The organism is Pseudonocardia humida, assembly GCF_023898865.1.
GTDB classification, from domain to species: domain Bacteria; phylum Actinomycetota; class Actinomycetes; order Mycobacteriales; family Pseudonocardiaceae; genus Pseudonocardia; species Pseudonocardia humida.
This window is the reverse complement of the sequence record NZ_JAGSOV010000011.1, coordinates 53,678-67,036: the sequence shown is the minus strand read 5'-3', so window position 1 is coordinate 67,036 and position 13,359 is coordinate 53,678. Positions and strand designations below refer to the sequence as shown.

Genomic DNA, 13,359 nt, shown 5'->3' with positions numbered 1-13,359 from the left:
TCATGGAGCGGCGGTGTCGTAGGTGGCGACTCCGGCCTTGCTCCACGCCGCGAGCAGGCGCTGGTCGCCGGCCGCGGCCACCAGGTCGTCATCGGCCAGGTGTGCCGCGGCCGCGCAGTGCACGGCGTCGTACCGCCGCAGGGCGAGCAGGTCGGCCATGTCGGCGGCGGTCGCGGTGAGCGGCTCATCGACCTCGATCACGTCCATCTCCGCCCACAGCCGGTCCAGCTGGTGCAGTGCTCGGCCGTGGGCGGCGCCGTCGAGGCGGTCCATCCGCTTCGCCTGCGCGAGCGCCGCCGCCGCCTCGACGTGGGCGAGCCGCACGGACACGACCGCGTCCGAATCGTCCCAGAACCGGCGGCAGGCCGCGCTCGTGGGCTCGGCGACGAGCAGCGGCACCAGTGCTGAGGTGTCCAGATAGCCGATCATCGACGCTGGTCGTCGATGAGGTCGCTGACCTCGCCGGCGGTCGGAACCGGCTCGGGTGCCACGCGCTTGCGATGACGTGCCGGCTGCACCCGGCCCTCGACGAGGAGCTGCTCGAGGCGTGTCGGCCGCTCGATGGGCACGATCCTCGCGATCGGCCGGCCATGGTCGGTCACGGTGACGCTGTGGCCGCGGCGCACTTCGGCCAGGTGCGCACTGAGTCCGTCGCGAAGCTCACGGATGCCGATCTCCATGTCCCCTCCGTAGCCACATCGGAAGGACTCGTTGAGCCACATGATCTGGATCGCGGCAGCCGTCGATCACAGACGGTCGGACGGACCAGCCGGACCGGGGAAGGCGAGGGCGCGGTGGATCGCGGCGAGCCAGGCCGGGTCGTGCGGGAAGTCCTGGTCGATCCACCAGCGCAGCAGGCCCACGGTGGCGCTGGCGTGGAACTCCGCGACGACCTCGACCGGGAGATCGGGCCGGCGCGTCCGCAGCGGGCCGAGCAGCAGCTCGCGGGTCATCCCGTGCAGGTGCCGCAGCACGACCTCGCCACCGCGCCGCCCGCACAGCGCCCGGTAGACCCGCTGGTTGCGGTGGGCGTGCTCGAAGAGCAGCTCGGCCGGGCGCGCCGGGTCGAGGGGGTCGTCGGGCGCCCGCGCGTCGACCTCGCCCTGCAACTGCGCGCGCATGTCGTCGAAGACGGCGGTGAGCAGGGCCTCCTTGTCGCGGTAGTGGGCGTAGAAGGTCGAGCGGCCGACGTCGGCCCGGTCGAGGACGTCCTGCACGGTCAGCCGGTCGTAGCCGCGTTCGAGCACCAGCGCGATCAGCGCCTCGTGCAGCGCCCGGCGGGTGCGCCGGACGCGGCGGTCCTGGTCGGCCACGTGCGCCTCCGGTTCCCGGACGGTTCCGCCGATCCGTCCCGAACCGCACGTCCGGGCGGCATTGGTCGTGGTCAGCCTACCGCCGCAACCGAACACTGTGTTCAGGATTGGACACGTCGTTCGAAGGAGTCGGCGATGGACGTCATCGTGTGGACCGTGATCGTGGTCGGGTTCGCGGCCTTCGCCCTGGTCATCGCGACCGGCCTGTACCGGGCGTCGCTCACCGCGGGCTCGCCGCGCTCGACGGCGGTGGCCGTCGGCTCGGTCTTCGCGCTGGTGTGGCTCGGCTGGGTGGTGGTGAGCGGCATGCTGGGCGCCGCGGGGGTCTACCGGCAGGACGCGTCGGCCGTGCGGCCGTGGCTCGTGGTGGCCTTCGCCGGGGTGCTGGGGGCCGCGCTGCTCGCCGCCCGGCTCCCGGTCGTGGCCCGCGCCCTCGCCGTGCCGCACGCGCCCGCGCTGCTGGTGGCGCCGCAGGCGCTGCGGGTGGTGGGCGGGGTGTTCCTGCTGGTGATGGCCGTGGGCGAGCTGCCCCCGGTGTTCGCGCTGCCCGCCGGCATCGGCGACGTCGCCGTCGGGGTGGCGGCGGTGTTCGTGGCCCGGCGGCTGCGCGCCGGCACCGCCGGCCGCGGCGCCGTGTGGTTCAACCGGCTCGGCATCCTCGACCTGGTCGTGGCCCTGACCATCGGCACGGTCGCCGGGCTGCTGGGCGCGGAGCCGTCGACGGCGCCGGTCGGGCTGCTGCCGCTGGTGCTGATCCCGACCGCGGCCGTCCCGCTGGCACTGGCCCTGCACGTGCTGGCCCTGGCCCGGCTGCGGGACGACGCCGCGGCGCCGCGGGGACGCGCCGCCGGTCAGCCCGCCGGCACCTCGTAGACGATCTCCAGCCCGTCCTCGTCGTCCCACCGCGTCCCGACCTCGACGAAGCCGTACTGCTCGGCCAGCCGGCGAGAGGGCGAGTTGTCGGGGCCGATGGTGACCCGCACCGTGCCCACCTCGGGCTCGTCGGCGGCGCGGCGCAGCAGGAGCTCCAGCGCGGCGCGGGCGTAGCCGCGGCGGCGGTGCACGGGCTCGACCGCGTAGCCGATCTCCACCATGCCCGAGGCGTCGGGAGGTCCGTGGTAGCCGGCCCGCCCGACGGCCACCGCCCGCCGCTGGTCCCAGATGACGCCGGTGACCCAGGCGGCGCCGGCCGGGTCGGCCTCGACCTGCTCGGTGCGCATCCGCCACACCCCCCGCCAGTCCGGGCCGGCGAAGTAGGGCGGCAGCGGCACGGGACCGACCCGGTTGGCGGTGGCGAGGTCGCCGTCGGCGAGGGCCCGGAAGGTCGGCCCGTCGAGGTGCACGATGCGCACGTCCGGGATCGCGGCCTCCGGCGGGCCCGGCGGACCGGACGGGCGGCGGGGTTCGGGCGTCATCGCTCGATGCTCCCGCAGGGGCTCAGCCGCCGAGGGCCCGGGACAGGGTGGTGGCGATGACGCTCGGGCGCCGCTTCAGCCGTTCCTCGGTGTCGGCCAGCGTCATCAGCCGCAACCCGGCGTTGACCAGCAGCCAGCGCAGCGGCTCTGGCTCCCAGCGCCGGGAGCGGTGCCCGACCCAGGGCAACCGGGTGATCGGGTCGTCGCGGCCGAGGATCAGCGCGGCGAGCGTGCGCCCGGCGAGGTTGGCCGTGCCGACGCCGTCGCCGACGTAGCCGCCCGCCCGGCCGAGGCCGTCGCCGTCGAGCCCGACGCCGGCGTGCCAGTCGCGCGGGATGGCGAGCGGTCCGCCCCAGGCGTGGGTGAAGTCCGCCGGGGCCAGCGCCGGGAACAGCTCCCGGGCGGCCGAGCGCAGACCGGCGAAGACCCGCGGCTCGTGGTCGTACTCGGCGCGGATCCGGGAGCGCCAGTGGTAGGGCGCCCCGCGCCCGCCGAAGACCAGGCGGTCGTCGGCGGTGCGCTGGCCGTAGACGACGAGGTGGCGGTGGTCGGAGAACGTCTGCCCACCGGCCAACCCCGCGCCGTCCCAGAACGAGGACGGCAGCGGCCGGGTGGCCACGATCAGCGAGTACACCGGCACCACCGACCGGGCGGCCAGCGCCGAGCTCCACGCCTCGGTGGCCCGCACGACGTAGCGGGCGCGCACGACCCCGCGCTCGGTGACCACGCGGCCCGGCGCGATCGAGTGGGCCGCCGTGGCCTCGACGATGCGGCCCCCGCGCCGCTCGACGGCGCGGGCCAGCCCGCGCACCAGCCGGGCCGGTTGCACGCGCGCGCAGTCGGGGGTGAACGTCGCGCCCAGCACCCCGCTCGCCCCGACCAGCGCCGCGGCCTCGTCCCGGTCGAGCAGCCGCTCCTCGTCGGAGGCCGCCGCCTCGGACCGCGCCCTGGCGAGCTGGGCGGGGGTGCGGGCCAGGACGACGGTGCCGCCCTTGACCCAGTCGCAGGCGATCCCCTCCTCGGCGACCACCCCGCCGACCTCGTCGACGGCGTCGCGCATGGCCGCCCGCATCGCCGCGGCGGCGGCGGGACCGTGCCTGCGCGCCAGCGCCGCTGCCGAGGCCGGGAACAGCGCCGAGCACCACCCGCCGTTGCGACCGCTCGCCCCGAACCCGGCGATCCGCCGCTCGACGACGAGCACCCGGATCGTCGGGTCGGCGCGCAGCAGCGAGTGCGCCGTCCACAGGCCGGTGTAGCCGGCGCCCACGACGCAGACGTCGACGTCGGTGTCGCCGTCGAGGGCCGGGCGCGGCGCCAGGTCGTCGCCGTCCGCGCGGACCTGGTCGAACCAGAGCCCCGGCGGCCCGCTCACCGCGGTGCCCGCCCTCGGCGGACGCACCCCGCGGGATCCGGTCCACCGGCCGTGCGGATCACCTCGACCGCAGATCGGCCAGCGCGATCCGCAGCCCGGGCAGCAGGGGGCTGGTGAGCACGCCGTCCGCGTCGAGGTCCTCGGCGGCGCTCATCCACGCGGAGCCCGTCGCCCGGAACACCAGGGCCTGCGGGCCGTTCGCCACGTCGACCACCCAGAGCTCGCGGACCCCGGCGACGGCGTACTCGTGCTGCTTGTGCAGCACCTCGAAGTGGTGCGTCGACCGGTGCGGCACCTCGACGACCAGATCGGGCACCCCGGTGCCCGGATCGGCCGTCGGGTACCAGGCCAGCGAGGGCCGGTGGTGGCGCCCGCCCTGGACCGCCACCTCCGGCTCCGGCCGGACGGCGCCGCGGCCGGTGCCGCCCACGACCCAGGCCCGGAACGCGTCGTGGAGGCGCTCGACGGCCCTCTCCTGCGTCATCGTCGCCGTTCGCCCCGCCCGCTCAGACCGCGAGGACGGTGGGCACGATCATCGGGCGGCGCCGGTAGGTCTCGCCCACCCAGCGCCCGACGACCCGCCGCACGGACTGCGCGATGCGGTGCGGGTCGGTGATGCCCTCCTGCTCGGTGCGGCTGAGCTCGTCCTCCACCAGCGGCAGCACCGCGTCGAGCGCCTTGGGGTCGTCGGAGAACCCGCGGCCCGACAGCGTCGGGCGCGAGACCGCGCGCCCGGTGGTGGCGTCGACGGCGACCGAGATCGAGATGAAGCCGCCCTCCCCCAGCACGAGCCGGTCGCCCAGGGTGGACTCGCCGATGTCGCCGACGGCGAGCCCGTCGACGTACACCCGGCCCACCTCGACCCGCCCGGTGATCGTCGCGCGGCCGTCGACGAGGTCGACGACGACGCCGTCCTCGGCGATGACGACGTTGTCCTCGGGGACCCCGGTGCGGATGGCGAGGTCGGCGTTGGCGCGCAGGTGGCGCCACTCGCCGTGCACCGGCATCACGTTGCTCGGCCGCACCGCGTTGTAGAGGAACAGCAGCTCACCGGCCGGCGAGTGGCCCGAGACGTGCACCTTGGCGGTGCCCTGGTGGACCACCGAGGCGCCGAGCCGGTTGAGCCCGTTGATCACCGCGAAGACGGCGGTCTCGTTGCCCGGGATCAGCGAGCTGGCCAGGATGATCGTGTCCTCCGGCATGATCCGCACCGAGCGGTGGTCGCCGCGGGCCATCCGGGCCAGCGCCGAGAGCGGCTCGCCCTGCGACCCGGTGGACACGATGACCAGCTGGTCGTCGGGCAGGTCGAGGGCCTGGTCGATGTCGATGAGCAGGCCCTCGGGCACGTTGAGGAACCCGAGGTCGGCCGCCAGGCCCATGTTGCGCACCATCGACCGGCCCACGAGCGCGACCCGGCGCCCGTGCGCGACCGCGGCGTCGAGGACCTGCTGCACGCGGTGCACGTGGCTGGCGAAGCAGGCCACGATGATCCGCGACGGCGAGCGGTGGAACACGCCGTCCAGCACGGGCCCGATCTCCCGCTCGGCGATCACGAAGCCGGGCACGTCGGAGTTGGTGGAGTCGACCAGGAACAGGTCGACGCCCTCGTCGCCGAGCCGGGAGAAGCCGGCCAGGTCGGTCAGCCGCCCGTCGAGCGGGAGCTGGTCGAGCTTGATGTCGCCGGTGTGCAGCACGATGCCGGCGGGCGTGCGGATGGCGACGGCCAGCGCGTCGGGGATGGAGTGGTTGACCGCGAAGTACTCGCAGTCGAACGCGCCGTGGGCGTGCCGGTCGCCCTCCTTGACCTCGTGCAGGCGCGGGGTGAGCCGGTGCTCGCGGCACTTCTCCGCGACCAGGGCCAGGGTGAACCGCGACCCGACGATGGGCAGGTCGGGCCGCAGGCGCAGCAGGAACGGCACGGCGCCGATGTGGTCCTCGTGGCCGTGGGTGAGCACGAGGGCCTCGACGTCGTCGAGGCGGTCCTCGATGGCCCGGAAGTCGGGCAGGATCAGGTCGACGCCCGGGGAGTCCTCCGAGGGGAACAGCACGCCGCAGTCGACGATCAGCAGCCGGCCGTCGAACTCGAAGACGGTCATGTTGCGACCGATCTCGCCGATGCCGCCCAGCGCCACGACGCGCAGCGCGCCAGCGGGCAGCTGGGGAGGGGGCCCGGCGGGCAGCTCCTCGCGGTTGACCTCCTCGGGCGGGGCCGGGCTGGGCCGGCGCTGGTCGCGCCGGGGCGGCCGGGAGCGGCGGTCGGACCGGGGCCGGTCGGACCGTGCGGGAGGGCGACTCACAGATAGTCCTCGCAAAGTGGTCTCGCGGCGCCTGCGCGGCACCGCATCGGGAACGGGCGGACGATCACCGGTAGGCGATCTCCGCACCCAGGTCGGCCGCGGCGCGGGCGCCGAGCGCGCCCCGACCGCGCTCTGCCCGGCGGCGGCCGAGGGTGTCGGTGGCGACCTGGTCCAGCGGGACCCCGGCCGCGGCGAGCCCGGCGGCGACGAGCTCGACCTGCTCGTCGGTGGCCGGCGGGAGCGGGAGGCGGGTGCTGCCGACGTCGAGGCCGCGCAGCCGCAGGGCGATCTTGGAGAACACCGCGCCGCCGACCGCGCCCATCGCGTGGATCAGCGGCACGCAGCCGGCGTGCAGCGTGCGCGCGGTGGTGTTGTCGCCCGCCTCGAAGGCGGCGAGCATGTCGCGCAGGCGGTCGGCGATGACGTGGCCCAGCACGCTGACGAACCCGACCGCGCCGACCGAGAGCCACGGCAGGTTCACCGGGTCGTCGCCGGAGTAGTAGGCCAGCGACGTGGTCGAGATGGCCTCGGTGCCGACGCGCAGGTCGTTGCGGGCGTCCTTGACCCCGAGGATGCGCGGGTGCTCGGCGAGCTTCTGCAGCGTCTCGATCTCGATCGGGATGACGCTGCGCGGCGGGATGTCGTAGAGCATGACGGGCAGGTCGGTGGCGTCGGCGACCGCGGTGAAGTGCAGCAGCAGGCCGGACTGCGGCGGGCGCGAGTAGTACGGGGTGACCACGAGCAGGCCGTGGGCGCCCGCCTTCTCCGCCTCGCGGGCGAGGTGGACGCTGTGGGCCGTGTCGTAGGTGCCGGCGCCGGCGACGACCGTGGCGCGGTCGCCCACCGCGCTGACGACGGCCCGCACGAGCGCCGCCTTCTCCCCGTCGGTCGTGGTGGGCCCCTCGCCGGTGGTGCCGTTGACGACGAGCCCGTCGTTGCCCAGCTCGACGAGGTGGTCGGCGAGCTCCTCGGCGCGGGCCAGGTCGAGCCGCCCCTCCGCGTCGAACGGCGTGACCATGGCCGTCAGGACCCGACCGAAAGGTGCCCGAGCGGGGTCGGCGGTGGCGGGGCTCATGGGTCTGACGGTACCGCTCGCGGCCGCGGCGACGCCCCCCGCGCCGGTCGAGGTCTCGGCTATCGGGCGAACTGCCCCATGCGCACCGCCGAGACGAAGGACGACCACTGGACGGCGGCGCGGCTCTCCGGCGTGCGGTCGCGATCCCGCGGGGCCGGCGCGCGGACCGTGCCGTCGGGCCGGAACGCCGCCTCGGGGTTCGGGTCCGCGCCGATGCCGGTGGCGCTGCCGGCCCGCCAGCCCGCGGTGATCGCGTCCATCCCGGTCACCGCCGGGTGAAGCGGTCGGCGCGGACGTCGCCCAGGAAGGACGCCCAGGCCGTCGCGGAGTAGCGCTGCGGCGGTCGGGAGCGGTCCTTGGTGTCCCGGAGCCCGATCGAGCTGTCGGGGAGGAACGCCACCTCGACGCAGCTGTTGCCGCTGAAACCGCTGGTGCGCCAGAGCACCTCGGACTGGTCCACGGCTGCCTCCGCTCAGGTCTGCTCGGCGGCCCTCCGGATCAGCGCCAGCGATTGCTCGGGGCTGAGTGCGATGGACCGCAGCCGGTCGAAAGACAGCGTAGCCCTCCGCACCTCGCGTCCCTTCTCGATGAACAAGGAACCCAGCGAATGCTCCATGTAGGCCAGGTCGGGTTCGCCCAGACCGCCGTAGTTCAAGATCGTGAATCCCGAGCCCATGGCGACGTGGACACCGACCGGGCGGTACAACACGTCTTCGTTGACCACCGCGTCGAGCGTGATCGGATCCGCGACGGAGGTGAGCCGCCGCTGTCGGGTCGTCCGCACCGCGATCTGGTCGGCCAATTGGTCAGGACTGCGCTGCACCGCTGATCCGAGGAACATCGCGCGGCTGTACTCGGTCGTCTGCAGCAGCCCCGGCAGGAAATCGACCGTGTACTCGCGCACCGACACCGCCTCGACCTCGAAGTCGACGTAGGAGTTGTTGCCCACCCCGTACGCCCGCCACCACCCCGGCGCCCGCGCCTCGCGGGTGAGGTCGAGCACCTCCTCCCAGCGGTCGCTCTCCTGGTCGAGGCCCATCATCGAGCGCACCGAGTGGACGTCGACCGACTGCCGGCCGCCCTCGATGCGCCCGAGCTTGCTCACCGACCACTCCAGCCGCGGTGCCGCCGTCTCCAGCGTGAAGCCCGCGCGCTCCCGCAACCTGCGCAGCTCCCGGCCGAGGATCCGGCGCCGCACCACCTATCCCTTACCGCTCACACCCGCTCACCGTCCGTCATGGGTGAGCGATGTGGCAGTGCGGGTGCGGGGGTGGGATCCCGTCCGGGTCAGATCCCCCGATCGGACGTGACGACCGATTCCACCGCGGCCGGGTCGCCCTCGTACCGCACGCGCGCGGCCGAGCGCCCGAAGGCGACCAGCAGCAGCTCGCCCGGCTCGCCGATGATCGTGACCACGCCGGGGCCGGTCCGGACGACCTGCTGCTCACCCGACGGCCGGCTCAGCACGATCCCGGCCGGGCTCCGGCGGAACATCATCCGGCCGGTGCGGGCGAGCATGTCCCAGATCAGGTCGTCGCGCTCCTTCGCGGGCGGGCGCGGCTCCCAGCCGGGCTCACCGCGGCGGACGTCCTCGTGGTGGACGAAGAGCTCGGCGCCGTTGGCCATCTCGTCGACCTTGCCGATGCGGAACGGCGACCACGCCGGCGGCCCGTCGCGCAGCTGGTCGATCATCTCCGGCCACGGCGTGTCGGCGTAGCCGCGCATGGCCTTGTCCACGACCGGCCCGAGCGCGGGCACCACCAGGCCCGGCGCCGTCCACGGCTGGCGCTCGCGGACCAGCAGGTGGGCCAGCAGGTCGCGGGTGTTCCAGCCGGCGCACAGGGTCGGCTTGTCGGGGCCGGACCGCTCGAACTCGGCGCAGATGGCGGCCCGCTCGTCGGTGGCGAGGTTCATGGGCCCGAACGTACGCGGGGCGGCCGGGCGACGCCTCAGCCCTCGGTCACGAACGGGCTGGAGGCGATCTCGGTGCCGTCCTCCAGGCTGCCGATCTCGAAGTCGTTGAACACGTTCGGCACCTCGCGCTGCAGGTGGCGCAGGCACTCGATGGCCAGGGCCCGGATCTCGACGTCGGCGTGCTCGGTGGCGCGCATGGCGATGAAGTGGCGCCATGCCCGGTAGTTGCCGGTGACGACGATGCGGGTCTCGGTGGCGTTGGGCAGGATCGCCCGCGCCGCCTGGCGGGCCTGCTTGCGCCGCAGGGTGCCGTTCGGGACGTCGGCGAAGCGCTTCTCCAGGCCCTCCAGCAGCTCCTCGTAGGCCTTCACCGCGGTGGCCGAGGCGTCCAGGAACTTCTGGTGCAGCTCGGGGTCGGAGGCGATGACCTCGGGCTCGACCATGGCCGCGTCGCGCTCGGGCACGTAGCGCTGGGAGAGCTGGCTGTAGGAGAAGTGCCGGTGGCGGATCAGCTCGTGGGTGAGGCTGCGCGACAGCCCGGTCAGGTAGAAGCTGACCGTCCCGTGCTCGAGCACCGACAGGTGCCCGACCTCCAGGATGTGGCGCAGGTAGCCGGCGTTGGTCGCGGTCGCGGGGTTGGGCTTGCTCCAGGACTGGTAGCAGGCCCGGCCGGCGAACTCGGCCAATGCCTGGCCGCCGTCGGCGTCGGTGCTCCACGGGACGTCCGGCGGGGCGACGAACTCGGTCTTGGCCACGATCTGGACGCCAAGGGGCACGGTCTCCGGCATGGTGGGGAGCCTAAACCGCGACGCTGGGTGCCCGCGTGTGAGCTAGCCGGGTCCCCGGGGAGCCGCCGATGACATCACGACCGCCGCCAGATTGACGCCACCGATTCCTTGACTGGCGTCACCGCTGACGCCACAGTGGTGTCATGGACCTGAGCAAGTACGTCACACAGCTGCGGGAGGACCTCGCGTCCGCCGCCGCGGCCGGCGACGAGCAGACGCGAAACACCGCTGCCCTGCTCGGTTCGGCCATCGAGCCCGCCGCCCGGCTGGCGATCATGAGCGCTCTGTCCGACCTGGCCGCCGAGGTCACCGTCGCGCTGGAGGACCGCGAGGTCGAGGTGCGCCTGGACGGTCGCGACGTGCGCGTCGCCGTCAGCGCCGACCGCGGCGCCGAGCCGCCCGCGGACGAGGAGCCCCCGTTCCGCGGGGGCGGGTTCCCCGGCTTCGGGCCGACCGCCGACGCCGGGGACATCAGCCGCATCACGCTGCGGCTGGTCGAGCAGATCAAGAGCCAGGCCGAGCAGGCCGCCGCGTCGCGCGGGCAGTCACTGAACTCGTGGGTCGCCCAGGCCGTCCAGGACGCGCTGTCCGGGCACGACCCGCGCCGGCGCGGCCGCAACCGCGATCGCGACCGCAACCGCCAGGACCAGTGGCCCGACGACCGCGACGGCCGCCGCCTGCGCGGCTGGGTGGAGGGATGAGCCCGATGGCGGACTTCGAGAAGCGCGACCCGATCGACCCGATCGACCCGATCGACCCCGTGGACCGGATCGACCCCGTCGACCCTGTCGACCCGGTGGACCCGGTGGACCCGGTGGACCCGGTGGACCCGCCCGACTCCGCCGCCTGGGCCTCCGGGCCCGCGGACGACGAGTCCGGCCCCACGCCGGTGCGCCAGCAGTCCTGGACCGTCGACGGGCCGGCCGAGCTGGAGCTGTCGATCGACGTCGGGCGCATCACCGTGCACCTCGACGAGCAGGAGACCGGCGAGGTGCGGGTCGAGGTGCGCCACGACCCCGCCGCCGGCAACAGCTGGACCCAGGGGCTGAGCGGCATCCTCGGCTGGCTGGGCACCCAGACCGGGCGCGGCGGGTTCGGCGACCTGGCCACCGACGCCGTGCGGGCCACCGAGATCAGCTGGTCGGAGACCGGCCGCCGGCTGGTGGTCAAGTCGCCGACCGACATCCCGCTGCGGGTCGTGCCGCTCGCCGTCACAGTGTTCGCGCCGCCGCGCTCGCGGCTCTCCGCGCGCACCGGCGCAGGCGACGTCCGGGTCACCGGTGAGGCCGGTTGGGCCGCCGTGCGCAGCGGCAGCGGCGACGCCACCGTGCAGTCCGTGCAGGGCGACGCCGACGTGAGCACCGGCAGCGGCGCCATCGACGTCGGCCCGATCAGCGGGCGGGCGCGGGTGCGCAGCGGCTCGGGGGCCGTGCGGCTCGGCGGCATCGGCGGCCACACCGAGGTCAAGTCGGGCAGTGGGGAGATCGGCGTCGGCGACGTCGCCGCCGACCTGCGCGTGCGCACCGGCTCCGGCGACATCTCCATCGCCGACGCCCGCGCCGGGCGCATCGAGCTGACCAGCGGCTCGGGCCGGCTGCAGGTGGGCGTGCACCCGGGGGTCGCCGCCGAGCTCGACCTGACCTCCGGCTCCGGGCACGTCCGCAGCGACCTGCAGGTCGGCGACACCGCCCCGGCCGCGTCCACCGCGCTGAAGGTGCGCGGGCGCACCGGCAGCGGCAACGTCCTGGTGACCCGCGCCGCGGTCACCGTCTAGACCGACCGGCCGACGGGTCGGGGGACCCGTCGACCGCCGGGCCGGCTGCCCGTGGGGGCGAGGCGGCCGGTCCGGTGGTCAACCGCACGCCACCGCACCGGCGGATTCGGGGGGATCCGCCATTCCCCGGCCCGGCCGCCACTCCCGTGGGCGGCCGGGCCGGCGGCATGCGCGCTCAGGCGTGGGCGGCGACGGCGGCGGCCAGGGCGGCGGCGAGGTCGCCGCGGTCCCCGACGACGACGTCGCCCAGCCCGAGCCAGTGCGCCATCGTGACCAGCTCGGCCGCCAGCTCCGCCGCGACGCGGGGCACGTCGGCGCCCGGCTCGGCGAAGGCACCGGGCACCCGCAGGACTCCCGCGGCGCGGTCGGACTTGAGGTCGACGCGGGCCACCAGGTCGCCGTCGAGCAGGAACGGGAAGACGTAGTACCCGTAGCGGCGCTTGGGCTCGGGCACGTAGATCTCGATGCGGTAGTGGAAGCCGAACAGCCGCTCCGTGCGGTCGCGCTCCCAGATCAGCGGGTCGAACGGGCACAGCAGCGCCCGGCCGGTGATCCGGCGGGGGACCTTCGCGTCGACCGCGCGGTAGGCCGGGTGGCGCCAGCCGCGGACGGTGACCGGCAGCAGGGCGCCCGCGTCGACCAGCGCGGCGACCGCGGCCTGGCTGCGGACCGGGTTGAGCCGGTAGTAGTCGCGCAGGTCGGGCTCGGTGGCCACGCCCAGCGCGGACGCCGAGCGCAGCACCAGCGCGCGGGCGGCCTCGTCGTCGTCGACCGGGGGCTGGGCGAGCACCTCCGGCGGCAGCACCCGCTCGGGCAGGTCGTAGAGGCGCTGGAAGTGCCGTCGGGCGCCGGTGGTGAGCTGACCGAGGCCGAACAGGTACTCGCAGATGCGCTTGACCTCCGAGCGCTCCCACCAGGTGGCGCCGGGCGGACGCGGCTTGGAGACCCCGCCCAGGGCCTTCTCCAGCTCGCCTGCGCCGATCGGGCCGAGCTCCTTGACCGCGGCCAGCACGTCGTCGACCAGTGCGGGCTGCCGGTCGGCCAGCACGCCGTAGTGGCGCCACCAGCCGCGGCTGCGGGCCGCGGTCTGCAGGAGGGGCCAGTCGGCCGGGGGCAGCAGGCTGGCCTCGTGCGCCCAGTACTCGACGAGCAGCCGGGGGCGGCGCGACGAGTGGGTCCACGCGGCGTCGTCGACGAGGTCGCGGTCGTAGGGGCCGAGCCGGCTGAACAGCGGCATGTAGTGGGCGCGGACGGCCACGTTGACCGAGTCGAGCTGGAGCAGCCGGATGCGCTCGAGGGTGCGCAGCAGGTGGCGCCGGGTGATCGGGCCCCCCGGCGCGGGCGCGGCGAAGCCCTGGGCCGCCAGTGCGGCGCGCCGGGCCACCGCCGGGCTCATGGTCTCGGTGCTCAC

Annotated in this window: 17 protein-coding genes; 3 read left to right on the top strand and 14 right to left on the bottom strand. The window is 74.9% G+C overall.

Going from position 1 to position 13,359, the window contains the following annotated elements; all coding sequences use genetic code 11:
- The 3 genes from KDL28_RS05450 to KDL28_RS05440 all read right to left on the bottom strand — a co-directional run bounded on the left by KDL28_RS05450 (position 1) and on the right by KDL28_RS05440 (position 1,313).
- Complete coding sequence (locus tag KDL28_RS05450) at positions 1–429, bottom strand: type II toxin-antitoxin system VapC family toxin (protein ID WP_252436100.1); 429 nt, start codon at positions 427–429, stop codon at positions 1–3.
- The gene (locus KDL28_RS05445; RefSeq protein ID WP_252436099.1) at positions 426–680 is read right to left on the bottom strand and encodes a type II toxin-antitoxin system Phd/YefM family antitoxin; all 255 of its coding nucleotides are present in this window, start codon (positions 678–680) and stop codon (positions 426–428) included. Before KDL28_RS05445 ends, KDL28_RS05450 begins: the two co-directional genes overlap by 4 nt.
- Positions 681–746: 66 nt before the next feature.
- Positions 747–1,313, bottom strand: coding sequence for a TetR/AcrR family transcriptional regulator (locus KDL28_RS05440; protein ID WP_252436098.1), 567 nt, complete (start codon positions 1,311–1,313; stop codon positions 747–749).
- A gap of 135 nt (positions 1,314–1,448) precedes the next feature.
- Between KDL28_RS05440 and KDL28_RS05435 the strand changes: the two genes are divergently transcribed.
- The gene (locus KDL28_RS05435) at positions 1,449–2,186 is read left to right on the top strand and encodes a DUF8737 domain-containing protein (protein WP_252436097.1); all 738 of its coding nucleotides are present in this window, start codon (positions 1,449–1,451) and stop codon (positions 2,184–2,186) included.
- Here the strand turns inward: KDL28_RS05435 and KDL28_RS05430 are convergent.
- From KDL28_RS05430 to thyX, 10 genes are all read right to left on the bottom strand, one after another.
- Positions 2,165–2,728 (bottom strand): GNAT family N-acetyltransferase, encoded by a 564-nt coding sequence (locus KDL28_RS05430; protein ID WP_252436096.1) that lies wholly within the window; start codon positions 2,726–2,728, stop codon positions 2,165–2,167. The genes KDL28_RS05435 and KDL28_RS05430 overlap by 22 nt on opposite strands.
- A 22-nt stretch (positions 2,729–2,750) precedes the next feature.
- Positions 2,751–4,100, bottom strand: coding sequence for an NAD(P)/FAD-dependent oxidoreductase (locus KDL28_RS05425; protein ID WP_252436095.1), 1,350 nt, complete (start codon positions 4,098–4,100; stop codon positions 2,751–2,753).
- 58 nt (positions 4,101–4,158) lie between these two features.
- Positions 4,159–4,584, bottom strand: coding sequence for a Uma2 family endonuclease (locus tag KDL28_RS05420; protein WP_252436094.1), 426 nt, complete (start codon positions 4,582–4,584; stop codon positions 4,159–4,161).
- 22 nt (positions 4,585–4,606) lie between these two features.
- Positions 4,607–6,280 (bottom strand): ribonuclease J, encoded by a 1,674-nt coding sequence (locus KDL28_RS05415; protein ID WP_252436278.1) that lies wholly within the window; start codon positions 6,278–6,280, stop codon positions 4,607–4,609.
- A 181-nt stretch (positions 6,281–6,461) separates the two neighbouring features.
- Positions 6,462–7,472 (bottom strand): 4-hydroxy-tetrahydrodipicolinate synthase, encoded by a 1,011-nt coding sequence (dapA, locus tag KDL28_RS05410; protein ID WP_252436093.1) that lies wholly within the window; start codon positions 7,470–7,472, stop codon positions 6,462–6,464.
- A 59-nt stretch (positions 7,473–7,531) separates the two neighbouring features.
- Positions 7,532–7,732 (bottom strand): hypothetical protein, encoded by a 201-nt coding sequence (locus KDL28_RS05405; RefSeq protein WP_252436092.1) that lies wholly within the window; start codon positions 7,730–7,732, stop codon positions 7,532–7,534.
- 5 nt (positions 7,733–7,737) lie between these two features.
- Positions 7,738–7,932, bottom strand: coding sequence for a DUF397 domain-containing protein (locus KDL28_RS05400; RefSeq protein WP_252436091.1), 195 nt, complete (start codon positions 7,930–7,932; stop codon positions 7,738–7,740).
- A gap of 12 nt (positions 7,933–7,944) precedes the next feature.
- Complete coding sequence (locus KDL28_RS05395; RefSeq protein WP_252436090.1) at positions 7,945–8,670, bottom strand: DUF5753 domain-containing protein; 726 nt, start codon at positions 8,668–8,670, stop codon at positions 7,945–7,947.
- Positions 8,671–8,759: 89 nt separating this feature from the next.
- Positions 8,760–9,386 carry a TIGR03085 family metal-binding protein gene (locus KDL28_RS05390; RefSeq protein ID WP_252436089.1) on the bottom strand — a complete coding sequence of 209 codons (627 nt, stop codon included), beginning with the start codon at positions 9,384–9,386 and terminating at the stop codon, positions 8,760–8,762.
- A 35-nt stretch (positions 9,387–9,421) separates the two neighbouring features.
- Positions 9,422–10,174, bottom strand: a complete 753-nt coding sequence (gene thyX / locus KDL28_RS05385; protein ID WP_252436088.1) for an FAD-dependent thymidylate synthase — start codon at positions 10,172–10,174, stop codon at positions 9,422–9,424.
- A gap of 143 nt (positions 10,175–10,317) precedes the next feature.
- Here thyX and KDL28_RS05380 point away from each other — a divergent pair, with 143 nt between their 5' ends.
- Complete coding sequence (locus tag KDL28_RS05380) at positions 10,318–10,875, top strand: toxin-antitoxin system HicB family antitoxin (protein WP_252436087.1); 558 nt, start codon at positions 10,318–10,320, stop codon at positions 10,873–10,875.
- Positions 10,872–11,948, top strand: coding sequence for a DUF4097 family beta strand repeat-containing protein (locus KDL28_RS05375; protein WP_252436086.1), 1,077 nt, complete (start codon positions 10,872–10,874; stop codon positions 11,946–11,948). The genes KDL28_RS05380 and KDL28_RS05375 overlap by 4 nt, the downstream gene beginning before the upstream one ends.
- A 175-nt stretch (positions 11,949–12,123) precedes the next feature.
- Here KDL28_RS05375 and KDL28_RS05370 read toward each other — a convergent pair whose 3' ends face one another.
- On the bottom strand, positions 12,124–13,344 hold the full coding sequence (locus tag KDL28_RS05370; RefSeq protein WP_252436277.1) for a winged helix-turn-helix domain-containing protein: 1,221 nt from the start codon (positions 13,342–13,344) through the stop codon (positions 12,124–12,126).
- Between the last annotated feature and the right edge of the window lie 15 nt (positions 13,345–13,359).